17 protein-coding genes and 1 pseudogene are annotated in these 26,730 nt (G+C 45.0%); 8 read left to right on the top strand and 10 right to left on the bottom strand.

Annotation, left to right across the window (positions count from 1 at the left end; genetic code table 11):
- Positions 1-8: 8 nt before the first annotated feature.
- Positions 9-2,297: an FG-GAP-like repeat-containing protein gene (locus B5D50_RS00215; protein ID WP_078920566.1), complete on the bottom strand. Its 2,289-nt coding sequence runs from the start codon at positions 2,295-2,297 to the stop codon at positions 9-11.
- Between the two features lie 272 nt (positions 2,298-2,569).
- On the opposite strand from B5D50_RS00215, the gene B5D50_RS00210 reads away from it, so the two are divergent.
- From B5D50_RS00210 to B5D50_RS00185, 6 genes are read left to right on the top strand one after another with little or no spacing between them, the layout of a single operon-like run.
- Positions 2,570-2,785, top strand: a complete 216-nt coding sequence (locus B5D50_RS00210; protein WP_078920565.1) for a hypothetical protein — start codon at positions 2,570-2,572, stop codon at positions 2,783-2,785.
- The gene (locus tag B5D50_RS00205) at positions 2,775-3,707 is read left to right on the top strand and encodes a DUF4007 family protein (RefSeq protein WP_078920564.1); all 933 of its coding nucleotides are present in this window, start codon (positions 2,775-2,777) and stop codon (positions 3,705-3,707) included. The genes B5D50_RS00210 and B5D50_RS00205 overlap by 11 nt, the downstream gene beginning before the upstream one ends.
- Positions 3,704-7,186 carry a hypothetical protein gene (locus tag B5D50_RS00200; protein WP_078920563.1) on the top strand — a complete coding sequence of 1,161 codons (3,483 nt, stop codon included), beginning with the start codon at positions 3,704-3,706 and terminating at the stop codon, positions 7,184-7,186. Before B5D50_RS00205 ends, B5D50_RS00200 begins: the two co-directional genes overlap by 4 nt.
- Positions 7,179-8,006 carry a phosphoadenosine phosphosulfate reductase family protein gene (locus B5D50_RS00195; RefSeq protein WP_078920562.1) on the top strand — a complete coding sequence of 276 codons (828 nt, stop codon included), beginning with the start codon at positions 7,179-7,181 and terminating at the stop codon, positions 8,004-8,006. The genes B5D50_RS00200 and B5D50_RS00195 overlap by 8 nt, the downstream gene beginning before the upstream one ends.
- A gap of 19 nt (positions 8,007-8,025) precedes the next feature.
- Complete coding sequence (locus B5D50_RS00190; RefSeq protein WP_078920561.1) at positions 8,026-10,344, top strand: DUF262 domain-containing protein; 2,319 nt, start codon at positions 8,026-8,028, stop codon at positions 10,342-10,344.
- 5 nt (positions 10,345-10,349) lie between these two features.
- Complete coding sequence (locus B5D50_RS00185) at positions 10,350-12,944, top strand: DNA phosphorothioation-associated putative methyltransferase (RefSeq protein ID WP_078920560.1); 2,595 nt, start codon at positions 10,350-10,352, stop codon at positions 12,942-12,944.
- A gap of 105 nt (positions 12,945-13,049) precedes the next feature.
- Here B5D50_RS00185 and B5D50_RS00180 read toward each other — a convergent pair whose 3' ends face one another.
- The 6 genes and pseudogenes from B5D50_RS00180 to B5D50_RS00155 form a co-directional block, all read right to left on the bottom strand.
- A complete protein-coding gene (locus B5D50_RS00180; protein ID WP_078920559.1) occupies positions 13,050-16,931 on the bottom strand; it encodes a DUF3683 domain-containing protein in 3,882 nt (1,293 codons plus the stop codon).
- Between the two features lie 158 nt (positions 16,932-17,089).
- Positions 17,090-17,212, bottom strand: a pseudogene (locus tag B5D50_RS00175) (IS3 family transposase); the annotation flags it as partial.
- Positions 17,213-17,567: 355 nt separating this feature from the next.
- Positions 17,568-19,595, bottom strand: a complete 2,028-nt coding sequence (locus tag B5D50_RS00170; protein ID WP_078920557.1) for an oxidoreductase — start codon at positions 19,593-19,595, stop codon at positions 17,568-17,570.
- A 29-nt stretch (positions 19,596-19,624) separates the two neighbouring features.
- Positions 19,625-20,227, bottom strand: a complete 603-nt coding sequence (locus tag B5D50_RS00165; protein WP_078920556.1) for a MarC family protein — start codon at positions 20,225-20,227, stop codon at positions 19,625-19,627.
- Positions 20,228-20,229: 2 nt separating this feature from the next.
- Complete coding sequence (locus tag B5D50_RS00160; protein ID WP_078920555.1) at positions 20,230-21,081, bottom strand: crotonase/enoyl-CoA hydratase family protein; 852 nt, start codon at positions 21,079-21,081, stop codon at positions 20,230-20,232.
- A gap of 84 nt (positions 21,082-21,165) precedes the next feature.
- Positions 21,166-21,720, bottom strand: coding sequence for a DUF937 domain-containing protein (locus B5D50_RS00155; RefSeq protein WP_159448535.1), 555 nt, complete (start codon positions 21,718-21,720; stop codon positions 21,166-21,168).
- A 221-nt stretch (positions 21,721-21,941) separates the two neighbouring features.
- Between B5D50_RS00155 and B5D50_RS00150 the strand changes: the two genes are divergently transcribed.
- Positions 21,942-23,393, top strand: a complete 1,452-nt coding sequence (locus B5D50_RS00150; RefSeq protein WP_078920553.1) for an ArnT family glycosyltransferase — start codon at positions 21,942-21,944, stop codon at positions 23,391-23,393.
- Positions 23,390-24,124 carry a phosphatase PAP2 family protein gene (locus tag B5D50_RS00145; RefSeq protein WP_078920552.1) on the top strand — a complete coding sequence of 245 codons (735 nt, stop codon included), beginning with the start codon at positions 23,390-23,392 and terminating at the stop codon, positions 24,122-24,124. Before B5D50_RS00150 ends, B5D50_RS00145 begins: the two co-directional genes overlap by 4 nt.
- Here the strand turns inward: B5D50_RS00145 and hemW are convergent.
- The 3 genes from hemW to B5D50_RS00130 all read right to left on the bottom strand — a co-directional run.
- On the bottom strand, positions 24,121-25,266 hold the full coding sequence (gene hemW / locus B5D50_RS00140) for a radical SAM family heme chaperone HemW (RefSeq protein WP_078920551.1): 1,146 nt from the start codon (positions 25,264-25,266) through the stop codon (positions 24,121-24,123). The genes B5D50_RS00145 and hemW overlap by 4 nt on opposite strands.
- Positions 25,266-26,096 carry a 16S rRNA (adenine(1518)-N(6)/adenine(1519)-N(6))-dimethyltransferase RsmA gene (gene rsmA, locus B5D50_RS00135; RefSeq protein WP_327192619.1) on the bottom strand — a complete coding sequence of 277 codons (831 nt, stop codon included), beginning with the start codon at positions 26,094-26,096 and terminating at the stop codon, positions 25,266-25,268. Before rsmA ends, hemW begins: the two co-directional genes overlap by 1 nt.
- Positions 26,056-26,730, bottom strand: a 675-nt coding sequence (locus tag B5D50_RS00130) for an OmpA family protein (RefSeq protein WP_159448534.1), incomplete at its 5' end; no start/stop codon positions are given. The genes B5D50_RS00130 and rsmA, both read right to left, overlap by 41 nt.

Raw genomic sequence — 26,730 nt, 5'->3', positions numbered from 1 at the left:
TTGCGTATTTACTCTAAGTCGGTCGCAACCCAAACATCCGCCGTGCTACCTTGGGTAAAGGTCATTACATCGCTGGCTTGATCCGCTGTGAAGCGCCCTGCTTTTAAGACTTGATCATAAGGCTCAAACCAAGCATGGACGCGCTGATTCGTACCCAAATGAGTGGCTTCTGAAAGTGCGATATAAATTCCCCCTTCGGCATTCTGCACATAGCTTGCAAGTTCTTCTTTACCATCAGCATTAAAATCACCCGCGACGAGTTGTGTGCTATTGCTGGCTAGCGTGCTATGCCAAACGGTTGCTGCTGCAAATTGCCGATGTTCGGCGAGGCTTACTTTGAATTCACCCGCCGTCGTGGTAAAGCCTAAATCGTCTTTGCCATCCCCATTATAATCACCGACCACGATTTGCTTAGCCGCTAAAGCGGCATTGCTAGTCCAGAGTCGTTGGACTCTAAAACGTTGCCCCGCTGAAAGATTCACAAAAACCGCTCCAGTGGCAGGTTGTAGGGTAGCCACATCGGCTTTGCCATCCCCATTAAAATCACCGATCACTTGCGTGCCATCTTCAGCGGTTTTTAGGCCGTACCAAAGCTTAGGGTTTTCAAAACTAGAGCCATTGGATAAAGATACATACATTTGTCGCGCCGAATTATGGGTTAGGCTAGCTAAATCATCTTTGCCATCGCCATTAAAATCACCAACGGCTACTTGTTCGCCGTTTAAAGCAAAGTCGGTTTTCCACACGGTTTTACTGTCTAAGGCGCTGCCATTGGATAAGGCAACAAATACTTTATGGCTACTCTGTTGAGCAAAGCTAGCGACATCATCCAGCTGATCGCCATTAAAATCACCAATTAACGGGGTCGCGGTTTGCGCCGCAAAGGATTCATGCCATTTGCTGACTGTTTTGAAGCTCAGCGTGGTTGGCGTGGGTTGATCCACTGGCAGGCATTCTGGGTAAGCGTCTGCATAAGCTTCAACCGTAGAGCGCATTTCTTTGGGGACGCGACTGGCCTCAACCCCATACGGATGATTCAGGCCAAAGGTCATGGAGACATTCTGAGAGCCACCACTGACTAAATGGCAATAGCTCATAATCGTACCGGGATGTGTCGCGCTGCTACCTCCAGTTAAACTGCCAAGGCCGGGTAAATGGGTGCGCGGCTGATAGGTTTGGCAAGCGCCTTGGCCGTCTGAATAGCAGCAATCAATCGGTAGATTGTAGTCATGATCGAGATCATAGCTATGGGTATGCGAGCTACCAAAATTATGCCCTAATTCATGTGCCACTACATAAGCATCCCAAACAATCAATGGGCTATTGGGCGTAAAGCTCCCACTAATACCCCCACTGACTCCAAAATCATAAGAACTTTGGCGACCCGCATAAGCAGGAGCTGTACAGATACTGGCAATATAAGCAACGCCGCCATTCATATCTTTGCCACTGAGGAAATGTACAGTCGTGCGTTTAGTCTCGGCGTGATGCTCTAAATAATAGCTTTGTACTTCATACAAGGCACTGGAGGTGGTTTCAGCCGTCCAAGGGTCATTTGGGCTGGTATAGAGTACCACTTGTTTAAGACGCAGTTTAGTATTGATTTCAGCGGCATACAGGCTGGATACATAAGCAATTAAATCGGCCACGTATTGAGCAGCAGCGCTGGTATTATTAAATAAGCTGTAAAACTCATAGTCAGTTTCAATAATTAAATCAGCGATATAGGTATCAGTGCTCGCTTCAGCGCCGATAGCTGAGCTAAGTTGAGCTTTAATTCCGGCCGGGAGTGGCGGTTTGAAGCGCGTATTGCCTTCAATGCCACATTCAAAGATTTGCTGTTTAAAATCTTCAGTGGGATTGAGTGCACGTGCAGTGGGCTGTGAGGATTGAGTTGAGTTGTTATTGACATAAATTTGCCCATCTGCTTGGATAATAGAGCGGATGTTTCCAGCAGCATCGGCTGCCATAAAAGCAGCGGAGTTTTCTTGATCTTTGATCCGACCTTTAAAATAGTTGGTTTGAGGCAGCGGTAGGGTATGCGTACCTGTCGAACTTTTAACAACAATGTGGGCATCGGGTGCAAACACTTGGAAGGATTCCAACTCAAGCTCAGCTGAGCGATTCGCCTCTAAAGGTACCGCTGCAAGTTGTACCTGTTTGGCTTGATACAGTGCTGATGTGAGCTGCGCCTCTTTAAAATTGAGCTGCTGTTCGGCAGCGTATAAGGGTAACGCACCTAAGTAAGTGGCTAGCATCAGTGGAACTAGTAGTAATGGCGATTTAGCAAAGCCCATGAAATATCTACCTATAAAATTAAACAAGAATAGGCTCTAGTGAATGCGTTAAGAGCAAGCCTTGTGTTGAAGGAGTGGTAGGGGAACTTTATCGCTAAAAAGCCTCGAGTGCTAATGTTTCAAGTAAGACTTATTTACAGAGATGCATCACATTTCTGATCCTTGGTTTCAGGTAAGGTTGGTAAAGTTGCGATTTAATAACTTTATTTGCAGTGCCTTCATATGTAATGTTACATAGATCATGTAATGTTATATAGAGAGAGGGTGGTAGCATGGCTAGAGGAACTAGTGGGCGGATTGTCATTGAAATTGATCCAGAAACTAAGCAAGAATTATATAATCAGCTTGAAAAAGAGAACTCAAACCTTAAAGCATGGTTTCTTACCCATGTGGAGAATTTTCTAAAAGGAAAAGAGCAATTCACATTAGGATTTACTCGCCCTAGTGCTTCCATCGTCACCTTAAAAGTTAAAAAACATGAAATTTAACCCTAAAAAGATGTCTTTTGGTAGGCACGAGACTTTCCCCTTGCGCTACAGTTGGCTAACCAAAGCCTATCAAGAAGTAGTAACAGATTCAGCAGTGTTTGATGCAGATGATGCGACGGTTAGACTTGGCGTTGGTAAAAATATGGTCAATGCTATTCGTTACTGGGCGCAAGCTACCCAAATTATCGAAAAAACAGAAACAGGCTACCAACCGACAAAACTAGGTGATTTCATCTTTGATGAAAATGATGGCGTTGATCCTTATCTTGAGGATGAAGCTACGATTTGGTTATTGCATTGGCACATGGCAAGCAATCCTGAACAGGCAACTTGCGCCTATTGGATGTTCAATCGTTATCACAAACCAGAATTCACATCAGAACAAGCTCTTGATTCATTGATGGATTTTGTAAAACAGAACAGTAATACAAAACCATCTAAGAACACACTTAGAAATGATGTTGCTGTCGCTTTGCGTATGTATTCAGATGCTCGTCCCAAAGCTAAACAGTTTTCAGACGAATTTTTAGATACACCGTTTGCATCCATCAAGCTTTTATCGCTGTTGCCTGACCATAAAACATTCAAAGTACAAGTAGGCGATCATGGACACTTGCCTATCGAGGTAGTTGCTTATGCAATCGCGTCACTGTTCAATGCAACAGGAAAGCAAGAGTTGGCTATCGAAGATTTAATGTATGGGAATAATGATTATCCTGCGCCGGGTGCTGTTTTCTGTCTGACTGAAAGTGATTTTCTCTACACATTAGAAAAGCTGGAACAAAGGCAAGATATTCCGTTCAAGTTTCAGGAAACAGCAGGAGTCAGAGTGCTTTATAAAATAAGTAAGTCTCAACTTGAGCCTATGAGTTACTTACAGCATTACTACGAACAATCGAATTTTCTTGAGGCAGTAGCATGAGCTTAGCCAGACAAATACAAGTCAATACAAACTACACCCGTTCAATTAATCTTGAGCGTGATGCCGACTCACTAGCTGTTGTTAATGCCTATATTCCAACCACTCGTGCATTGGATACGTTGGCGCGTATCGGTGATACATTTGCTGATGTTGGAGATATGCCTCGTGCGTGGACACTGATGGGGCCGTATGGTTCAGGAAAGTCTTCATTTGCATTATTTTTATCTCACTTGTTAGGGAATAGGAATGATGCCGCAACATGTGCAGCACAAGAAAAACTAGAGTCTATTGATGAAGATGTTTTTGGGAAATTTCTAAAACCTGCTGATGATAGTAGTGATACTGCTCAAGAGTATTGCAGGATTTTTCTGACAGGTACTCCCGAGCCTTTAAGTCGACGTTTAGCATTAGCCCTTCTTGATGGAGCAAGGGTATTTTTCTCTTATGAAGGGAGGCAGCTCCCTAAAGTAATCACAAAATTTGAAGAGTTTATATCACAAGTTACGATTTCAACTAGCCAGCTTATTCATGTTATTGATGAACTACAGGATGAAGTTGCTAAAGCAAATGGTGATGGCCTATTGATTGTTATTGATGAGTTAGGCAAGTTTCTGGAATATGAAGCTCGTCATCCTGAAACTAATGATATTTTTCTTCTACAAGCTTTAGCTGAGCAAGCTTATAAAGGGCATGAGAATGGTGCAATCCTTTCTGTGTTTGTTTTATTGCATCAGTCATTTGAGCAATATGCACGCGGACTGGGTAAAGCTCAGAGAAATGAATGGGCAAAGATTCAAGGGCGCTTTGAAGTAATTCCATTTTTAGAATCCACTGAGCAAACATTGCGAATTGTAGGAAAAGCTATCAACCAACCTAAAAAATTGCCCAATACTGTTGTAGTACAAACTAAACAAGTATCCCAGCTCTTAGCTACGTTGAATGCGCTACCAAGCACATTAGATAAACACTCTGCGAGTCATTTATTCCAGCAATGCTATCCATTGCATCCTATCAGTGCATTATTGTTGCCTGTGCTTTGCCAAAAAGTGGCTCAAAATGAACGTACCTTATTTAACTATTTGGGAAGCGCAGAGGTGTTTGGGTTTCAGGATAGTGTCAAGCGTTTAGAGCATCTTGGTGATTGGATTTATCCTTGGGAAATTTACGACTACTTTATCAGTAACCAACCTGCAGCTGTTGTTGACCACCTGACGCATCGTCGTTGGGCAGAGGTTGTGACTGCATTAGAGCGTTTAGGTGATGACAACCCTGATGCTGTGAGAGTTCTGAAAACCGTGGGTTTGTTGAATCTGATCGGGGCACAAGCGGGCTTAAAAGCCTCTAAGGAAATCCTCAGTTATTGTTTGCATGACTCTGATGCTGTCACGAATGCGTTGGAAGTGTTGCAGAAACGTGCAGTTCTACAATTACGCAAGTACAACAACGAGTACCGTGTATGGCAAGGTAGCGACTTTGATTTAGAACTTCGTTTGCAGGAAGAGCGCGGTAAATTGGGTGTATTCAGCCTTGCAGAACGCCTTAGTAGGCAACATGGTGGAATGCCGATTGTTGCACGCAAATTCTCCATTCAAAAAGGAGCAATGCACTATTTCACGACGGCGTTTACTGATGCTAGTTCAGTGAATCAAATTGGCGAAAGTGCTGGCGTTCCGCGTATTGTTTTCTATCTCGCTGAAGATCAGCAGGACGATGAAAGCTTTGTTAAGCAAGTCGTTGCTCATACCTCGCCGCTCGATGTATTGGTGAAATACCCTCATGCAGCAGCACTACGCGATGCAGTTGCCGATGTATTAGCATTAGAAGCCGTGCAAAACAAATCCCAAGAGCTACATTCTGATCCAGTCGCACAACGAGAGTTCAGAGACTACTATCAAGTGGCGTTACAGGCGGAAGAAACTCAAGTTCACCTACTGTTAGAGCAGCCTCAACGTAGCCAATGGTATTGGCAAGGCAAAGCTGTTCAGATTGATGGTAAACGGGCGTTTCAAAACAAACTATCTGACATATTAGGCAGCCTGTATTGCCGAATGCCAACGATCAAAAATGAACTAATCAACCGCGACAAACCATCTAGCCAAGCCGCAGCAGGGCGTAACAAACTGCTTGAAATGATGCTGTTGCATCCAGCTGAAGAAGCTTTAGGTATTGAAAAATTCCCGCCTGAGAAAGCTATGTATCTGGCGTTATTGCGTGAATCCGGCATTCATCGGCTGGATGAAACAGGTAAATGGGGATTTTTCTCACCCAATAGTGGCAGTTCTTTACAGGCAACGTGGGCGGAAATTGAGGAGTTTCTGAATTCAACTGAGCAGAAAGCTCGACCTTTCAGTGATTTGGATGGCATCTTAACTTCAATACCATTTGGTCTAAAAAATGGTGTGTTGCCTGTATTGTATTTGGCAGCTTACTTTGTACATCAAGATGAATTAGCTTTATACGAAGAGGGACAGTACCTCCCGACACTCAGTAAAGATGTCTTAGAACGTTTTGTGAAAACACCGGAACTGTTCAAGGTGCAACTGTTTAGAATTGAAGGTATCCGCGCCACTATTTTCAAAGAATACATGACTGCCTTATTCACCGATGGCAAGACACGAAGTGTAGTTCAGGCTATCAAACCACTAGCTACATTTGTGGGTGGTTTGAATGAATACACACAAAAGACTAGTGACTTGCCTGAACACGCTAAGGCATTCCGTAATGCATTCCACTTATCTAAATCACCCGAACAATTACTGTTTGAGGGAATACCCCAAGCACTAGGTTTCGAGATAAGAGCAACCGAACAAGCCAAATTCGATGGTTATGTTGAAAGGCTCAAGGACACACTAAGTGCATTGAAACATGCTTACTCTAAGATGTTAGATGATCAACAAAAACTCTTAGCACAAGCTTTACGCCTGAAAGCTAATGCTACGATTCCTGAGATGCGACGTATCACGGGGCGTTATGTAGGACTTGATACATATACGGTAGATACCGATGGATTGAAAGCATTCATCAACCGACTGACCAATTCGGATAAAGTTGATCACGATTGGTTTATCAGCATCCTTATGTTTCTTGGCAAGAAATCGCCAGAAAAATGGCTGGATGGCGATAAAGCACAAGCAGATATGCGATTGAGTGAATATTCTCGACGTATGCTTGATCTTGAGGCTTTACGCATTCACGATCAAAAAAGGCAAAATACCCAAGATGAATTTGATGTTATCTTATTGAAATCAATAAAAAAAGGTGAAAAAGAGCGTCAACAACCTGTTGCGATAAGCAAAATGCAGCGAGAAGCCGCAGATGAGCTAAAAAGTCGATTAAATGATCAATTATCTGGGGCGGATAAAGAATTGCAACTTGCAGTGCTAGCTGAATTAGTGGACGATTTCTTGCGTGATTATCAGACAACTCAACGCCCCAAAGTCGTTTCCCCCAAGCAATTGAGTAAAGTTAAACATGACTAAGCATTTGACGTTACAAGAAGCTTCAGAACTCGAAGGTTCACGCCATGTCCTTGGACTATCCGGCGGTAAAGATAGTGCTGCTCTCGCCATATATCTCCGAGACCACTATCCAGATATTCATAACCGTGTTGAGTATTTCTTTACTGACACGGGTGCTGAACTTCAGGAAGTTTATGATTTTCTGGATAAATTAGAAGCTTACTTAGGCAAAGAAATTAAAAAACTGAGTCCTGAGCGAGATTTTGAACATTGGTTAAAAATACACAACAACTATCTACCATCGCCTCGACAGCGTTGGTGTACCTCAATGATGAAAATTAAGCCATTTGAAAGATTCGTTGGTACTGATCCGGTTGTAACTTACATTGGTATTCGAGCAGACGAGAATCGAGAAGGTTATGTTAGCCAGAAAGAAAATATTAAAGCAGTCTTTCCTTTTATAGAAGATGGATTGATTCGAGCAGACATTTTCCGCATTTTAGAAAACACTGTAGGCATTCCAGAATATTATCGGTGGCGTAGTCGTTCAGGTTGTTACTTTTGCTTCTTTCAACGACAAGATGAATGGTTGGGGTTAAAGCGTGAACATCCTGATCTATTTGCAGAAGCTGTTCGTATTGAAAAAGAGTCAGGGCAAGGTTATACATGGGTACAAGGTAAGACGCTTGAAGAAGTAGTTGCACACGCTGAACGAACAGAGGGAACACGAACAGCTAATCGTAATGCTAAGAGTATTCATACAATAAAGTGGCAAGATGCTTTAAGAGATCAAGAGGATGATGATCCTGAAGATCAGGCTTGTATGATTTGTAGTTTATAGTTTCACGGGAATAGTAATAGTGGATATAAAAGATGTATTCAGTGCTCAACCTAAGAGCGTATGGGAATATTTATGTGAAAATGGACAAGGATTATATATTCCTGCGTATCAACGACATTATTCATGGGATAAGAATAAAATTTCTCGTCTGATTGAAGATACGTGCCATGGATTTTCTACGTTAGTTGAGCGTGAAGATGCGATAACCTTTATTGGAACAATAATCGCAATCCATGATATGAATATGACTACAGTTGAACCTGCTGTTAAAGGTGAAGTTCCTGCTAAAGTCATGACTATAATTGATGGTCAACAACGTTTAACTACTATTTTACTTATCAATACTGTATTGCATGAAGAGATAAAAATTGCAGCTAGCAAACTAGACCGAAATGATGATGCGCAAGACTGGATTCATGATGAGTCTATGAAAGTTGTTAATAGATTAGGAAAAACATTTGAAGAAGATACGAACCTTGGAGATGATTTGTTTAGATATTACCCTAGAATGATTAGATCATATGATGATTCTTGGTCAAGAAAACAAAAAACCGCTTCTTATATTTCGCCTATAGGTCATTATCTACACGAGTATGGGAATCACTCTCGGAGTACGAATAGCAAAGATAAATTTAAGTATGAAACACCAAATATAAATTTCGACAAAGATAGATATGATGGTTTAAAAGATGCCAGAATAGCCATTCAAAAAATCATTGAGAACATAACAAAGAACAACAAAAGCGATGAAAGACTAGAAGTCCCAAAGTTTGACTTGATTATGGAGTCTACTGTTTTTCAAAACATCCTTATTAGAACTGAAGTTCCTGATAATGTTCATGAATTATTAAAATCAGATAATAAGCGATATGAAAATTTATTGAGAATTGTTTTTTTTGCCAATTTTGTTTTAGATAGAATAGCAATTACGATAGTAACAGCAAAAAATGAAGATTATGCATTTGATATGTTTGAATCTCTAAATACGACAGGTGAGCCTTTAACAGCATTTGAGACATTCAAACCGAGAGTTGTATACTCCGAAAAACTGGCCGAATATAAATCAACGCCATCTTACAGCTACATAAACCAAGTTGAAAACTATCTTGAAAGTTTTGCAAAAACAAAAGATAAACAAGATGCTACAAGCCGTTTAATTATTTCTTTTGGACTAGCCGAACGAGGAAAAAGTTTATCTAAAAGACTGAGTGAGCAACGTCGATTTTTAAAAGACTCCTATGAAGAAGCTGATGTAAGCAATATTGAGGAAAGAAGAGACTTTCTCCAGCATTTATCACATAATGCTATTTTTATGAAGAAAGTTTGGACGATTGATAAAAAAGAAAAACCCGATCTTTCTCCAATTGAAAGTGATGTTGCATTGCTTTGCATAGATTTTCTTAAAAAGCTAAGTCACACAATCACTATTGGTTTGTTAGTAAGATATTATTCTCAGGTGATGAAGTCGGATGCAGAATCGCGCAATGAAGCTATAAGCGAATTTATTTCAGTTGTAAAAGCAGTTACTGCTTTTTCTGTTTTGTGGCGTTCCTCACGAAAGACTACAGATGGAATTGACTCTATTTATCGAGATTTAATGTATTCTGGGCATAGCAACTCTGATGGTTCTATAAAATTAGAACCTATTGCACGACATAGAAATTCTCTCGCTCTGCCTAAAGCCGATACTTTGAAAAAAGCATTGATTGACAAACTAAAAGAAAAAGGTGGTATTTCTTGCAAAGAGGACTGGGTTAAACAAGTTTCATACAATCCCATTTACTCTACAAAAAGCATTGTTGCAAGATTTTTATTACTAGCATCAGCACATGATAATGTTATTGATGAGAGCAATCCCGGCTTGACAAAAATAGGAAAAAAAGGAGTCCTTCCTTTATTCAACTTCAGAACGTGGAATGATGATTCGTCTCAAACTGTTGAACATATTGCACCTCAATCAAAAAGCACAGATTGGTTAGCCACTATTTATGAGTCTCCTGATACTATAAATAAATTAGGAAATCTAACATTACTGCCATCTTTAGAAAATTCATCTATAGGCAATGGTTCTTGGCAGAAAAAGAAATTAATGTATAAAATATTATCTACTGAAACGCTAGATAATCTGAATCAACTAATGCTTGAGGCTAAAAATGAGGGGATGATAATTTCAGAATCAACAACAAAAATACTTGATCAATCTAGTTATTTACCAATGGTAAAGTCTATTGCCAGAGTTGAAGGAGCATGGACAAAAGAAATTATTGAAGAAAGAACTGTTAGAATTGCTGATTTAGCATGGCAGCATATTGCTCCTTGGCTGAACATTGAAGTTTAGTTCCAATGAATAGCATTGATCTGCAAATACTAAGATCAATTCAAGGGAAGCGAGTTAATAATAAGGTTTATTTCCACATAAGCCTCATTGACTCTTTACACTCAGAAGATGCAGTTAATATTTATTGCTTTATTAATGATATAATTGACATCTCTCCCAACTTCGTTAAAGTCAGCTTAAATGAAGATTACTTTTCTTTGTTAGAATATGGAGATTTTGAAAAAAACCATTTTCCAGAACTTAAAAAATCAACAAAAATAAATATGAAGGGTTTCAAAAGACCTGTTTTTTGTTATCAGAACAACCCCCCCATCCTCCACCGCAAAGAACTCCTTCTCCCCAACGACCACCCCGACATTCCCAAATTCGCCGCGCTGACCAAGCAGCTCGAAGATGCTGGACTGTTCAAAGACTCCCGCAAAATCGGCTATAAAAAACAATGGGAAGAACGCCTCCGCAATGCAGGCTACAAAGTCGTCGATCACAAACTGGTTAAACTCGATGGAAGTGAAATAGCACCACTCGAAACCACCGAAAAGACTTCCAACGTCGAACGCCACCGCACCGCGTTAACCCGCTACGCCCTCTCCAAACCCATGCAACTCCTCGCCAAGCATGACTTTCTGGAAGGCAAACACACGATTTTCGACTACGGTTGTGGCAAAGGCAGCGACGTAGACATCCTGCGCCAAAACAAGCTCACCGCCAACGGCTGGGATCCGCATTTCTGCCCCGACAACGCCAAACAAACCGCCGATATAGTCAACCTCGGTTTCGTCATCAACGTGATCGAAGACAAAACCGAACGCATGGAAGCCGTGTTAGGCGCATACCAACTTTGCACCCAATTCCTGTGCGCGGCGGTCATGCTCGGCGAACAATCCCCCGAACGCGGGCGTTTGTTCCGTGATGGCGTACTTACCAGCCGCAACACCTTCCAACGCTATTATTCACAGGAAGAATTCCGCGAATACCTGCGCCGTGTATTGGATGAAGAACCCGTTGCCGTCGGCCCCGGCGTGTTTTTCGTGTTCAAAGACAAAGACGCAGAACAAGCCTTTTTGGAACGCCGCTACCGCAACCGCGCTACCGCTAACCGTCTGATCAGCCAATTACCCAAAGTGCCGAAAGCCCCCAAAGCCAAACGCGCCGCCCGCCTCACCAAAGCCGACCAAGAACGCGCCTTCTACGAACAACACGCCGCCTTATTGGATGAACTCTGGCTACGCTGGCTAGAACTGGGCAGACCGCCCCAAGACGACGAATTCCCCGACCTTGCCGCCAGCAAAGACCTGTTCGGCACAGCACAACGCGCCCTGAAATTCCTGCAACGCTTCCACGGTGATGAACTGCTGAAACTCGCCTTCGACAGCCGCCGCGATGACCTCACGGTGTACTTTGCGATGCGCCGTTTCGACCAGCAACGTATCTACCGCCATTTGCCGGAAAGCCTCAAACGTGATGTCAAAGCTTTCTTCCAAAACTACCAACACGCCCAAACCGACGGCGAACGCCTGTTATTCTCAGCGGGCAACCCCGCGTTGCTGCGCCAAATGTGCCAACAAGCCGCCGCGCAAGGCTATGGCTATCTCGATGAAGAAGGCGCGTTCACCTTCCACACCGCGCAAGTCGTGGCATTGCCGCCGATTTTACGGGTCTACATCGGTTGCGCCACCTTCGTTTTCGGTGACGTGACTTCTGCCGATTTGCTGAAAATCCATGCCGAATCCGGCAAATTATCGTTAATGAAATACGATGACTTTGAAGAATCGCCCCTGCCACGCTTGCTGGAGCGTATCAAAATCAGCCTAGTCAACCAGCGTTTCGAGTATTACAAATACGGCGATACCTACACCCCGCCTTACCTGTACCGGAAGGCGCGTTTCCTCACCCCCGATTTCCCGCACTACACCGAACAACTCGCCTTTGACCAGGTGTTGGCAACCCACCCTGAGTTTGCCTTAGACGGTTACGGAATGCCCCCCGAACAATTCGATGCCACCTTGCAGCGTTTACGTTTGGCAGTCGTGGGCTTTGAACTGCAACCCTCGCAACACACCCCTGCGTTGAATGACCCCTGCGGTCAATACCACACCTTCCGCGACTTCATCGAATGTGGTGAAACCCAAGCCAAAACCGGTTTGCCCAACCTGCCCAAACAGCCTGATACTTATAACGCCCTTGCTACACTAGCGACGCAAATCATTGATCCGGTTATGGACTATTTTGGAGGTATTACTCTGACCTACGGCTTCTGTTCCCCCGAACTTGCTAAACATATTCCCGGTAGAATTGATCCGAAACGTGATCAACACGCCTCCCATGAAGTGAATACCCGTGGCAATCTGATTTGTGAGCGTAAGGGCGCAGCCTGTGATTTCATCGTCCCCGACGAAAATATGCTGGAAGTCGCGCAATGGATCGTGCAACACACCCCGTTTGACCGTCTGTATTTCTACGGCAATGACAAACCGCTGCACGTCAGCTACGGCGATGAACACAAGCGCGCCATTGTGCTGATGTTACCGGGGAAAAGCGGGCGGCTCGTACCGAAGGTGGTGACGGCGGAAAGATTCGCGGTGATGATAACAGAGGTTTAGTCTAAGCAATTTGATCTACCCCAATAAAAATGGACACCTCAAAACTCGATAACCAATCCCTACCCCAACTTAGAGGCCGAGCATCAGCCTCTAAGTTGTTAAGTTTTACAACAGAACCTTCTCAATTCCGCCATGCGTAGCCTGTTCAATGAAGGTTTGCTGCCATTTTTCGCCGAGTAAATGATTCGCCATTTCCACGACAATATAATCTGTCTCCAAACCCGTATCATCCGCATAACGGGATAAACCTTGTTGGCAAGCTGGACACGAGGTCAGTAATTTTACATTACCTTGTTTAGCACTGGTTTCGCCGGTGAGTTCTTTGATACCCGCCCGCAAACTTTCCTCTTTACGGAAACGCAGTTGGCTTGCAATATCCGGGCGGCTCACTGCAAATGTACCCGCCTCACCACAGCAGCGCTCTGTCAGCACGACGGGCTTGCCGACTAACTCACTGGCGACTTTAAGGGGAGCATAGGTTTTCATCGGTGTATGGCAGGGATCATGATACAAATACTGCACCCCCTGCACACCATCCAACTTGAGACCCTTTTCTAACAAATACTCATGAATATCCAACAAGCGACAGCCGGGGAAAATGCGCTCAAATTGATATTTGAGGAGCTGATCCATACAGGTGCCACACGAGACAATCACCGTCTGGATATTGAGATATTTGAGTGCACCCGCTACCCGATGGAAAAGCACGCGATTTTCTGTCGAAATCTCAGTACCTTTATGTAAATCACCGCTCGCATTTTGTGGATAGCCACAACACAAATAACCGGGTGGCAAAACCGTCGTCGACCCCACTTCATACAACATAGCTAAAGTAGCCAAACCGACTTGGCTAAATAAGCGCTCAGAACCGCAACCGGGGAAATAGAATACCGCATCCCCTCCCTCTTTTTGTGGGTCGCGCAAGATAGGCACAATTTTACTATCTTCCAAACCCAACAAAGCACGAGTAGTTTTGTGAGGTAAGCCAGCGGGCAGGGGTTTTTTCACAAACTGAATGACCTGCTCTTTAATCGCAGGCTTGCCTGTTGTTCCCGCTGGGCGCTGATTGGTTTTAAGCAGCCCCGTATTCTTGGCAAGTTTATAAGCTAGCCGCTGAGTTTTAAACCCAAGCTCAATCATCCCAATCCGCAGGAGATTAATTTTCATCGGATCTTTGAGATTCAAAAACTGCATCGAAGCCCAAGTCACCGGGCTCGTTTTCTTCTTACCCTGATCACGCAAAATGCTGCGCATCCGAATGCTCACCTCACCGAAATCAATATTCACCGGGCAAGGATTAAAGCATTTATGGCAAATCGTGCAATGATCCGCCACATCATTCATTTCATCGAAATGCCGAATCGAAATACCTCGCCGCGTTTGCTCTTCATACAAAAAAGCTTCAATCATTAAGCCCGTTGCAAGAATTTTATTACGCGGTGAATAAAGTAAATTGGCACGTGGAATATGGGTATTACAAACTGGTTTACATTTACCACAACGCAAGCAATCCTTAATATCCTTATTCAGCGCCCCTAATTCATTATGCTCAAGTAATAAAGCTTCACGCTCCACTAAGCGTAAAGAGGGCGTGTAGGCATTCTGCAAACCTGAGCCGGGCATTAACTTGCCCTTATTAAAATGCCCCTTCGGGTCAACTTGCTGCTTATAACTGACAAACTCATCCACTTCACGCTGATCAAGGTATTGGTATTTGGTAATCCCAATCCCATGTTCGCCAGAAATAACCCCCTCTAAGCGCCGTGCCAAGATCATGATTTCATCGACAACTTTTTCTGCTTCATGCAGCATTTCATAATCATTGGACATGACTGGAATATTGGTATGCACATTGCCATCACCCGCATGCATGTGCAGAGCCACAAATAAACGCCCCGAACGATAGCGGGCATGAATTTTATCCAGCGACTCACGCAAGGGATTAAGCTCACGCCCGACGAACATTTCTTTTAAAGAACGCTCCACTTCAGCCCGATAAGAAATGCGCAAATCACGCCGCAATAATAGATCAATAATTCGATCAGTCGGGCGCAACGCGGCATGTGCCGTATCGTCTAATAAGTCCGGCCAATTGGCAGCGGGTTGGTCAAAATGAGCTAATAAAGTTTCCCAGCGTGCTTTGACTTTCAGCAAATAATCTTGAGCATGGATACGCTTGGCATCCACCATCGCCGAGCGTTCAGCACTCGCTTCATAATCAGGTACATGACGCAGCTCCAGCAAATCACCCTGCAAATAAGCAATGACCGCATCAATCATTTTCAGCTTATTTTGCATAGACTGCCGCACATTGATGCGCTCAATACCTTCGGTATATTCGGCAAGATTATGCAGTGGAATCACTACATCTTCATTGATTTTGAACGCATTGGTATGAGCAGCAATCGCCGCCGTGCGTGAGCGATCGGCCCAAAATTGGCGGCGGGCTTCTGGGCTAATGGCAATAAACCCCTCGGCATTACGAGCATTGGCTAGGCGCACCATTTCTGCTGCTGTGCGCGCAACAGCCTCTTCATTGTCACTGACAATATCAGCTAGGAGTACCATTTTCGGTAAGCTACCGCGTGCACCTTTGGGCGTATATTTAACCGCTTTTACATAGCGCTCATCGAGATGCTCAAGCCCAGACAGCAGTACATTATTCAGGCTATCAACATAATCTTTGATCTCAACAATCGCAGGCACCGCTTCATGCAAATCTGTGCCATAAAATTCCAAACAAACGGTGCGAATCTGGTCGGGCATCCGATGCAGAATAAACTCTGACGACGTGATTAAACCATCACAGCCTTCTTTCTGTACCCCCGGCAAGCCCCCCAAAAACTTATTAGTAACGTCCTTGCCTAAGCCTTCTTTGCGGAAATAACGCCCGGGGAAACTTAAAACTTTCGGTTCGCCTTTTTTGGTTTTGCCATCCGCTGCGAAATATTGAACAGAAAAACTGACCTCCGGCTGATCATGAATCTTCCCCAGATTATGATTCAGGCGTGTGACTTCAAGCCATTCAGCCTCTGGGGTGACCATCCGCCAAGACAACAGATTATCGAGAGTTGTACCCCATAATACGGCCTTTTTGCCGCCAGCATTCATCGCAATATTGCCACCGATGGTGGAAGCATCTTGCGAAGTGGGGTCAACTGCAAACACTAATTTATGTTTACCCGCTAAATCCGAGACACGGCGTGTGACCACACCTGCCCCCGTGCGCACCACCGGAACAGTGGCACTCACCCCCGGAAGATTAGTCCGCCATTCAACTTCGCCTAAGAACTCTAGTTTTTCAGTGTTAATCACAGCACTTAAGGCATCTAGCGGCACTGCACCACCGGTATAGCCGGTACCACCACCCCGTGGAATCACTGTCAAACCGAGTTCAATACTCGCCTGAACTAAGGCTGCCATTTCTGCCTCAGTATCTGGAGTGAGTACCACAAAAGGCAGCTCTACCCGCCAGTCGGTTGCATCGGTGACATGAGAGACGCGGGCTAAGCCATCAAACTGGATATTATCCTTACGGGTGAAGGCGGCAAACTTCTTGCGGGCTTGTTCACGTAAAGCCGCCTGTTTAGCAAAATCTTTTTCAAAATTATCAATGACTTTGCTGGTAATCTGCATCAGCTCTAAAGTCAGTGCGTTATTATTCGCTCGGCTTTGAATACGCTCCAAGCGCTCCCGCAAAGTGTCTAATAAGGAAGCGAAACGCTTAGCATTATCCAGCAAATCGTCTTGGATATAGGGGTTGCGATTCACTACCCACAAATCCCCTAACATTTCCAGCAACATGTGTGAAGAAATACCGGTTGCCCGCTCATTTCTTAGCTGCTTGAGAATATCCAAAGCACGCTGCCCTAGCAGACGAAGCACAATTTCCCGATCAGAAAAAGACGTATAGTTATAAGGAATTTCACGCACAGGCAGTTTATCCTGTGGCGTGGTTAACGGCTGAGCAGGTACTGGAGCAGTCATAGCATCCACCAATGAAAAAGAAAGCGAGTTTAACGCGATGCAAGATCGAAAAAAACCATAGATTTTTTTGGTAATATCACAAGCCTCGCAATACGAACACCATTCGGGATTTAGCAGCATGGAAAGCGCACTGATCTACCCCATCAAAAATGGACACCTCAAGAAGCGAGTTTCTGGTAAATAGCTGCTTCAAAAGCTACCGGACTTTGGTAGTCGTTGGCAGAGTGTAATCGAACCCGATTGTAGTCGGTTTCGATGTACTCGAAAACGGTTTGTTTCAGGGCTTCCGCTTTGTAGCTCTCGGAACGGCGGGTGTAGGGCTTGGTGGTTGGTTTGCTGGGTTTCATCTTTCACCTCAAGTGTCGAGTCTAGTGTACTCACTTCTTGGGGTGTCCGGGGTTGCTGAACCAGATCACTTTCCCGAACCCGAATTTCCAACTATCAGAGTACGAATAGGCATATAGTTCAAAACCCACAACTGTTGATTCTTAGGCTTTCATCCGAGCTGATATTTATGCACGATACTCCCCGCTAAATTGAGGAGTATCTAAATAAACTCAGCCGAGAAACGTATCTAAAATCGGGATGATTCTATCTAGTCTTAGATGTTATACGGATTTTAAATCGTTTTCTGCATTAGATTTTTGCGGCTAACCGAGTGCCTTGATCAATAGCACGTTTGGCATCTAACTCAGTTGCAACATCAGCGCCACCAATTAAATGGGTCGGTTTAGTTAGCCCCGCTTGCAAGTCACGACGCGGCTCTTGGCCTGCACAGAGGATGATGCTGTCAACTGCTAAAACTTGCGGCTGCCCGTTAATCCTCAGATGTAAACCCTCGTCATCAATCTTCTGATACTCACAGCCCGCTAGCATGTGCACACCTTTACGCTTTAAATCAGCTCGATGAATCCAGCCAGTGGTTTTACCTAAACCATCGCCGACTTTGGTCGTTTTACGTTGCAGTAAATAAATGGTACGTTCACTAGGCGAGCTTGGCGCTTCGGCATGTACACAACCTGGGCGTTGCATACTCATATCTACCCCCCATTTCTGCATAAAGCTTGCAATATCGGCACTGCTATCATCCTGTTCATGAGTTAAAAACTCTGCAACATCGAAACCAATCCCTCCAGCTCCAATTAAAGCGACGCGCTGACCGACTTGAGCACCTTTAATCACCTCGGTATAAAGCTGGACTTTAGGGTGCTCAATACCCGGTATCACCGGAATTCTGGGGGTAATACCCGTGGCTAAGATGATTTCATCCGCATCACTGGCCTCTAATTCAGCCGGGGTAACGAATTCACCTAGCCGTACTTGAACCGCCTGTTTGGCTAGTTGGTGCTTAAAATAGCGTAGTGTTTCATAAAACTCCTGCTTGCCCGGAATTTGCTTGGCTAGATTAAATTGGCCACCGATTTCGGCTTGTGCCTCGTATAAAGTTACCTGATGACCGCGTTGCGCCGCCGTGACAGCAAAGGCTAAACCTGCAGGACCCGCCCCGACTACCGCTAGTTTTTTTGGTTGTTGGGTCGGTTCAATCACCAAATCTTGTTCGTGGCCAGCTCGTGGATTGACTAAGCAAGTGGCCGGTTTACCCACAAAAATATGATCTAGGCAGGCTTGGTTACAGGCGATACAGGTATTAATCTCAGCCGTCCGGTTTTGCTCAGCTTTGAGGATGAATTCAGGGTCAGCCAAAAAGGGGCGTGCCATTGATACCATGTCGGCATCACCTCGAGCCAACACAGCTTCAGCCACTTCGGGCATATTAATCCGATTAGACGTAATAACCGGTAGTTTGAGCGCTTGCCGCACTTTATGCGTGGCCCAGGTAAAAGCAGCACGTGGGACTTTGGTGGCAATCGTCGGAATACGTGCCTCATGCCAGCCAATGCCTGTATTAATCAGGGTTGCGCCTGCTTGTTCAACCGCTTGCCCTAGTTGAATAATTTCATCTAAGGTACTGCCTTGTTCGACTAAATCAAGCATGGATAGGCGGAAGATAATAATAAAATGAGTGCCGACTTTTTCACGGACTCGATGTACCACCTCAACGGGAAAACGTATCCGATTTTCATAAGCCCCGCCCCATGCATCAGTTCGATGGTTGGTACGCTGAGCAATGAATTCATTCAGCAAATAACCTTCTGAACCCATGATTTCTACCCCATCATAATTCGCTTGTTGTGCAAGCGCCGCACAATTCACGAAATCGTCTAGTTGTGCTTCGATTTCAGCCACCGTGAGTTCATGCGGTACAAAGCGATTAATCGGTGCTTGCAAAGCAGAAGGCGCGACGAGTTTGGGATTATAAGCATAGCGTCCGGTATGCAGGATTTGCATGCAGATTTTACCACCTGCAGCATGGACTGCTTGGGTCACAATCTGATGCTGTGGCACTTGCTCGGGCTTATTTAAGACCGCAGCATGGGCTTGCACCGCACCTTCAGGATTCGGGCCGATCCCTCCGGTGACGATTAAGGCTACATTGGCACGGGCGCGCTCTGCATAAAAGGTTGCCATGCGTTCAAAACCATCAGGTAATTCTTCTAAGCCTAAATGCATAGAGCCCATCAATACGCGATTTTTTAACTGAGTAAAGCCTAAATCTAACGGAGTGAATAGATGCGGATAATGAGGATGAGTGGGCTGGGTCATAGGAAACTCCGTTGGTGTGTGTTTAAATTTTAGAAACTACTGCTTAGATTTTTAATCCCATCATAGACAAACTGTACGGCTAAGGCAGCTAAAATTACCCCTAAAAAGCGGCGCAAAATCTCATCCCCCGTGTGACCAATGATTCTTTGTAAATGCTTAGACAGCATCATGAACAGCATATTGAGCAATAATACGCTGATAATTGCTGCAAACACGGCAAGATCACTCGTCACACTAGAGGCTTGGGCAAATAATAGAATGACTAAAGTCAGTGCGCCGGGGCCTGCAATCAGGGGGATCGACAAGGGATAAACTGAAATATCGGTCTTCTTGGATTCGGTCGGGGTTGCCACCTCATGGGTAATCATGCCAAAGGCTGTGTAAAACAACAGCAAGCCCCCTGCAATGCGGACTGAGTTAATATTAATCCCTAAATGCTGTAGGAATGGCTCACCGTATAAACCAAAGCCAACCAATAAGATGGCACTAATCAAGGTTGCTTTGATCGCCATTGTATTGATATAGCGGGTATCATTGGCTGGCACCATCGAATTAAAGATTAAAGCGGTTCCAATCGGGTCAATGATCACAAATAATCCGGTGAACGCAGTTAAAAATGTTGCAACATCCATCGCTAGTCAGTGCTTTTGGTCATAATCGGGGTTTGTTGATGCAAGGCTGCGTATTGAGTAGCCCGTTTAGCTTGTTTGGCTTGGATGCTTTCCATTAAATCGGCCGCTTGGAACATACCTGCTTGCCAAGTCGCCATATAGTGCAGGCTTTCTGCCACACTATGGTCACGCGCATAATTGAGCATAGCTTTGCTACCTGCTACGGCCAAGGGTGAATGCTTCGCAATCTGGGCAGCAAGTTCCATAACACCTGCCACTAAGGCGGTTTGATCAGTAAATACCCGATTGACTAGGCCACAGGCTGCGGCTTCGGTCGCTGATAGATGACGAGCCGTATAGGCCAGTTCACGGACTAAACCGGGGCTAATCCATTTTGGTAGGCGTTGCAAACTACCTAAATCAGCGGTGATACCCAACTCGGTTTCTTTGATGGTAAAAAAAGCGTCTTCGGTACAGTAGCGGCTATCACAAGCTGCGACTAAATCTAAAGCACCACCAATACAGCCACCTTGGATGGCAGCTAACACTGGAATCCGTAAGTCTTCTAAAGCCGTAAAGCAGGCTTGTAACTCTAAAACCAAGCGACGCATAAACTCAGCGCGGCGACTCGGTTCACCGCCAAACATTCGTGGGTCAGGCTGGCTGAAAACCTCTAAATCCATCCCTGCACTGAAATGTTTGCCAGTTGATGAAATGACCAAAACTCGCAGATCATCTGCCTGCTCGACCTCCTGAATCGCAGCGGGTAACTCCTGCCAGAATGCCCGATTCATACTATTCAAGGCTGTCGGTCGATTGAGGATTAAGTGGGCGATATGATTGTTAAACTCAAGTTGGAGAGTAGTGTAAGCCATAGTAGGCAACCTCCTTGACGATAGGATAGCGCAGCGAGAAACAGAGCTAGCCCCTATTCAGCGAGGAATAAGGGCTGGATTAGCTTAGCGGAAAGCCATTTTAAAGGCCATGCCTAGCACATCATCAATAATTGAACCATCACGATCAGAATCAAGCAAAGAGCTTAAAATACCACTAGAAGGCTGAGTCTGCTCAGTATTTGTACTGGCGGAGGCCGTGCCACCAAATAGCGATTTCCCTAAGGAGGCCATCACCATTGTGGCGATAATGGGTAGGGCTTTTTTAATGAGTGAACTGGCAACCCCAGTTTCTTGGCTAGCATGTTCAGCCACACTCCGGCTCACTTCTTTGCTACCAAAAATGTGGCCTAGAATGGAGTTACCGTCGTCGATATTTTCTGCTGTGCCTAAAACGCTAGGGTTTTCAATATAACGAGCATGATTTCCAGTGCGTAAGGCCGTAATTAACCCCTCGACACCCGTTTCATCCTTAGTGTTATGCTGCATACCACGGGTTAAAGCGGGAGTCACTTCTTTCACGACTGCCCGAGCTTGCTCTTCGCTTAAACCGATTTGTTTTGCTAATTGAGCGATTGCATCGCCGTTGTCGCTGCCTAGCAGCGTATCTAGAATACCCAAGAAGAATCCTCCTCTACCTAAAGTCGAAAATAACACTCAAATCAACTGTTTCACTATAGAGCGAAAGCGAGTCTTAAGCTAGCAGTCTCCTCACTTTGTCATGCTAACTCTTCGGTAAGTTCGAGCGAGTTTTCCTCAAGACCTAATGCCGGCTTATACCTCTATGGATGATCAATGCTAAACTGGCGGCTTTGTTGTGGGCTTGGGTTTAGGGCTGTAGAGTGCGCTATTTTTTTGTTTTGCTGTGTATCGTCTTGGGTTTGACGGCTTATCGGGCTGGAGTGGTATTAACCAATGGTTTACCGCTGTATGTTGATGAGGCTCAGTATTGGTTTTGGGCACAGAATCTGGCTTGGGGTTATTATTCAAAGCCACCCATGATTGCTGCTGTGATTGCTGCAACTACGGCGGTTTGTGGTGATGCAGAGCCTTGTGTCCGGGCAGGCAGTTTGATTTTTTATCCCTTATCGACCTTCATTTTATTTTTCCTAACTCGGCGCTTATTTGATGAAAAAACCGCATTTATTGCAGGCTTAATTTTTATTACCTTGCCTGCGGTCGGTTTATCTTCATTGCTGATTTCTACCGATGTGCTGTTGTTTTTCTTTTGGACTTTAGCTTTGTTTGCCTTTGTGCGGGTTTTAAACTCAGCGGCTTGGTTGGACTGGATTTTATTAGGAGTAGCTTTAGGTTTAGGGCTGCTGACCAAGTATACAATGGGTATCTTTTTTCTTTCCGCTGCGGTGTACTTATTATTGAGTGGCCGTTGGCAGGTGTTTATTAGCTTACGTGCTTGGGTGGCAGTACTTATCGCCGCCGTGATTTTTTCACCGAATGGGTGGTGGAATTGGCAGCATGATTTTCCTACGGTTCAACATACGGCTGAGATCTCTCATTTAGAGCAAGCAGGTTTACATTGGCGCTCGTTGGCTGAGTTTTTCGGCGGGCAGTTTGGGGTGTTTGGTTTAGTCTTTTTCCCAGTCCTGCTGAGCTTATTCTTGAGGTTTCAACGCTTACAGCAGTTGCCGCAGGCTGGGCTACTCTTGAGTTTTAGTCTGCCATTTTTGCTGATTATTTCACTGCAAGCCTTGTTGGGGACGGCAAATGCAAATTGGGCAGCACCGAGTTATGTGGCGGCTACAGTGTTAGTAGCTGCAGGGTTGGTGCGTTGGCAACAGCAGCGTTTATTGATACTAGGGTTGATGGTGAATATAGCGTTGTTCATGGGGCTGTATCACTATCAAAGTTTGGCTCACGGCTTAGGGGTGGAGCTGACTGCAAAAAATGATCTGTATAAGCGTATGCGCGGTTGGGATGAAATCGGTCAACAGTATTTAGCCCTACAAGCCAACTACCCTCAGGCGCTACCGCTGGCCGAAGAGCGTAGCGTGATGAGTGAATTAACTTATTATGCGCGTCCGGCAGGTTTAAACATCGTTAGTTGGAATCCTGAGCATCAATTACGCCACCATTACGATTTAGTGACGAGTTTGACAGGACGGGTAGGGCAGGAGTTCTTATTTGTCAGTACGGGTCGTTTACCCGCTGAGATGGCTGACTATTTTGAGGCCACTGAACAGGTTGGGGAATTAAGGGCAGCGATTTATGCAGATTATCAATTGGTTTATCCGGTGTATCGACTGCAGAATTTTAAAGGATTAAATCCGCAATGAAACAGACTCAGTTAGTTGGACGAGCTTGGTTATGGATAGGCTTGGCGGTGTTGAGTCTATTGCCATTTTGGATACCACAATGGCAGTTTGATGTTAAAGTTTCGAATTTTTTCTATCATCCAGCCTGTAGTCCTGCGGGTTGGTTGTTAGATTGCCACCCTGTATATCGCTTTTTATTTTATTCAATGATTCCGGTGATTTCTTGGGGTATCGTCATCTTAGGCCTGCTAATTTTATTTTGGCGGCCTCAAGCCCTTCATTATCAGCGACTTCGTGTCCGTATCGCCTATTTTGTTTTGGTATTTATTTTGGGTTCGGGCTTAGTGGTGAATGGGATATTTAAATCTAATTGGGGGCGGCCACGTCCTGTACAAACCCAAGATTTTGGAGGCATCCATACTTATGCTCCACCGGGCAAATTAGTACTAGGGAATGAAGGGCGCTCTTTTCCTAGTGGGCATAGTTCAGTTGGGTTTACCTTCTTAGCGCTCTGGTTTGTATGGCGGCGAGCGCGTCCCCATTGGGCGTTCTGGGGGTTAGGTGCAGGCTTATTATTGGGGTATGCGGTTGGTTTAGCGCGTATTTCAGTGGGGGCGCATTATCTATCTGATGTGATTGGGTCGGGATGGATGATGGCGCTGGTCGCTTGGTTGGTCTACTACCCGATTATGCAGATGCCTAAGCGCGAGCAAGCTTGGCAGGAAGCTGAGGCTCTCAACAAGCCGCTTTAATCATCTAAGAATAGCTGAATCACTTGATTAAGGAATTGCCAGCCCAATTCGGTGGTCTTGACCTGATTTTGCTGGAAGCTTAACCAGCCGCGTTGCTCAGCCAAGTCCAAGGGGGCTTGTAAGATTTCAGGGGCTAAACCGGTGCGTTCAGTGAATAAGGTTAAATCAAAACCAGATTTTAAGCGCAGAGCATTGAGCATAAATTCAAACTTCAAATCGGATGCAGTTAAAATTTGGCTATCGCTACGGGCTTGACCTAAAGCAACTTGTTGTAAATACTGGGTTGGCTGTCGGTGCTTTTGGTGGCGAGTCACTTGCCCGAAGGCATCGGTAATTTTACCATGCGCCCCCGCGCCAATCCCTAGATAATCTCCAAATTGCCAGTAATTTAGATTGTGGCGGCAGGTTCGATCTGCTTGTGCATAAGCCGATACTTCATAGTGGGTATAAGCTGCTTGCTCTAATAAGGTTTGCCCAGCTATTTGCATATCGACCAATAAATCATCATCGGGTAGAGCAGGTGGATGCTTATAAAACAGAGTATTTGGTTCTAAGGTGAGTTGATACCAGGATAAATGGGTAGGCTGCAAATCTATCGCTTGTTGTAAGTCCGCGATTGCTTCTTCTACAGTTTGCTGCGGTAAGCCAAACATTAAATCGAGATTAAAATTATCAAAACCGGCATAGCGGGCCAGTTCTGCGGCCTTGAGTGCTTCGGTTTGATTATGCACGCGACCTAGCGCTTGGAGCTGCTTTGGATGGAAACTTTGAATCCCCACCGAGAGCCGATTAATTCCCGCTGCCCGAAAGTCTTTAAATTTTTCCTGCTCAAAAGTGCCGGGATTGGCTTCTAAAGTGATTTCAATATTGGGGCGAAAAGGTAGCAAGGCACGAATACCCGCTAATAGTTCATCTATACGGTCGGCACTGAACAAACTCGGCGTACCGCCACCAATAAAGATTGATTCTAAGCGCCGTCCCCAAATATAAGGTAGCTCTTGGCTGAGATCCTCTAAAAGTGCTTGTATATACTGCTTTTCAGGCAACTGGCTCGGAACTTGATGGGAGTTAAAATCACAATAGGGACATTTGCGGATACACCACGGAAGGTGAATATAGAGGGCTAAAGGAATGAAGGCCATCAGGAGATCAAATTAGCGAGTTGCACAAAATCTTTAACCGCTAACGTTTCAGCGCGCCGACTGGGATCAATACCGACACTTTCCATTTGCTCGGTGCTAACTAAACCTTTTAGTGTATTCCGTAAGGTTTTGCGCCGCTGGGAAAAGGCTTGTGCAACGAGCTGAGAAAAGGTAGCTAGATGATGAGCGGTATAGGGTAGGCTCACCCACGGTTTTAAATAAACAACAGCAGAATCTACTTTAGGCGGGGGATTAAAAGCTCCGGGGCCGACTTTCATTAAATAAGAGGTAGCGCAAAAATACTGCATCATTACCGATAAGCGCCCGTAGTCACTGCTATCTGGCTCAGCAGTAATGCGATCAACGACTTCTTTTTGCAACATAAATAGCATGTCACGAATATCGCTACCGTATTCCAACAGATGAAACAGCAAGGGCGTAGAAATATTATAAGGCAGATTACCGATCACTCTCAGGGGTTCGCCAGCACCTCGTAAGCGGGGGATATCCAGCTTTAAAGCATCTTGTGCATGAATACTGAGTTTCCCTTGGGCGGGTGTTTGCTGTTGCCACCAACTAATCACATCTCGATCAATTTCCACAATATCAAGATGGTTTAAGCGTTCAAGGAGGGGGAAAGTTAAAGCCCCAGAACCCGGGCCGATTTCCACGACTCGATCAGTAGGGCTTAAACTTAAAGCACGTAGCATGCGTTCGATAACGCCTCGGTCATGCAAAAAATGCTGACCGAAACGCTTTTTAGTCTGTTGTGCGTACTGACTCAAGGAGTTAGTCCAGAATCTGTAGTTCAACACGACGGTTTTGTGCACGACCTTCTGCTGTATTATTGGTAGCGATCGGTTGATCTTCACCATAGCCGACGGCGGTTAAAGTGGCTGTGACACCTTTTTCAGTCAAATATGCCTTCACGGATTCCGCCCGAGCCTGTGATAAGTTTTTGTTTAAGGTATTATCACCACTTGAGTCGGTATGACCACTGACTTCAATTTTTAACTCGGGGTATTTTTTGAGGGTCTCAGCGGCAGCATCTAGAATCGGTGCTGATTCTGCGGTCAATTGACCAGAGCCTTTCTCAAAATTTACACCTTGTAAGTTAACATTTTCAGTTCTAGCACAGCCTACTTGGTTGACCGTATTACCCGCCACCGTATTCGCACATAAATCGCTGCCATCAGCTACGCCGTCTTTATCAGCATCCGCGATAGCCTCACAACCTGTGGCATCGACTTTAATGCCTTCGGCAGTGGTAGCACATTTATCAGCACTGTCCACCACGCCGTCCTTATCGGTATCGAGTTCACAACCTGTCGCATCAACTTTAATACCTTCAGCAGTGGCAGCACATTTATCGGCACTGTCCACCACGCCGTCCTTATCAGCATCGGGTTCGCAACCAGTAGCATCGACTTTAATACCTTCGGCCGTAGTCGCGCATTGATCGGC

This window comes from Thiothrix eikelboomii (assembly GCF_900167255.1).
In the GTDB taxonomy this organism is placed as follows: Bacteria; Pseudomonadota; Gammaproteobacteria; order Thiotrichales; family Thiotrichaceae; genus Thiolinea; species Thiolinea eikelboomii.
The sequence above is the reverse complement of the archived record's forward strand: the minus strand, read 5'-3'. Positions and strand labels throughout refer to the sequence as shown.

Excerpts from the sequence above, each read along its gene's own strand:
- B5D50_RS00160 (WP_078920555.1), bottom strand. The coding sequence starts at position 21,081 with ATGGCTTACACTACTCTCCAACTTGAGTTTAACAATCATATCGCCCAC.
- B5D50_RS00210 (WP_078920565.1), top strand. The coding sequence starts at position 2,570 with ATGGCTAGAGGAACTAGTGGGCGGATTGTCATTGAAATTGATCCAGAA.
- B5D50_RS00145 (WP_078920552.1), top strand. The coding sequence starts at position 23,390 with ATGAAACAGACTCAGTTAGTTGGACGAGCTTGGTTATGGATAGGCTTG.
- B5D50_RS00205 (WP_078920564.1), top strand. The coding sequence starts at position 2,775 with ATGAAATTTAACCCTAAAAAGATGTCTTTTGGTAGGCACGAGACTTTC.
- B5D50_RS00180 (WP_078920559.1), bottom strand. The coding sequence starts at position 16,931 with ATGACTGCTCCAGTACCTGCTCAGCCGTTAACCACGCCACAGGATAAA.
- B5D50_RS00195 (WP_078920562.1), top strand. The coding sequence starts at position 7,179 with ATGACTAAGCATTTGACGTTACAAGAAGCTTCAGAACTCGAAGGTTCA.
- B5D50_RS00170 (WP_078920557.1), bottom strand. The coding sequence starts at position 19,595 with ATGACCCAGCCCACTCATCCTCATTATCCGCATCTATTCACTCCGTTA.
- B5D50_RS00185 (WP_078920560.1), top strand. The coding sequence starts at position 10,350 with ATGAATAGCATTGATCTGCAAATACTAAGATCAATTCAAGGGAAGCGA.
- hemW (WP_078920551.1), bottom strand. The coding sequence starts at position 25,266 with ATGGCCTTCATTCCTTTAGCCCTCTATATTCACCTTCCGTGGTGTATC.
- B5D50_RS00200 (WP_078920563.1), top strand. The coding sequence starts at position 3,704 with ATGAGCTTAGCCAGACAAATACAAGTCAATACAAACTACACCCGTTCA.
- B5D50_RS00215 (WP_078920566.1), bottom strand. The coding sequence starts at position 2,297 with ATGGGCTTTGCTAAATCGCCATTACTACTAGTTCCACTGATGCTAGCC.
- B5D50_RS00165 (WP_078920556.1), bottom strand. The coding sequence starts at position 20,227 with ATGGATGTTGCAACATTTTTAACTGCGTTCACCGGATTATTTGTGATC.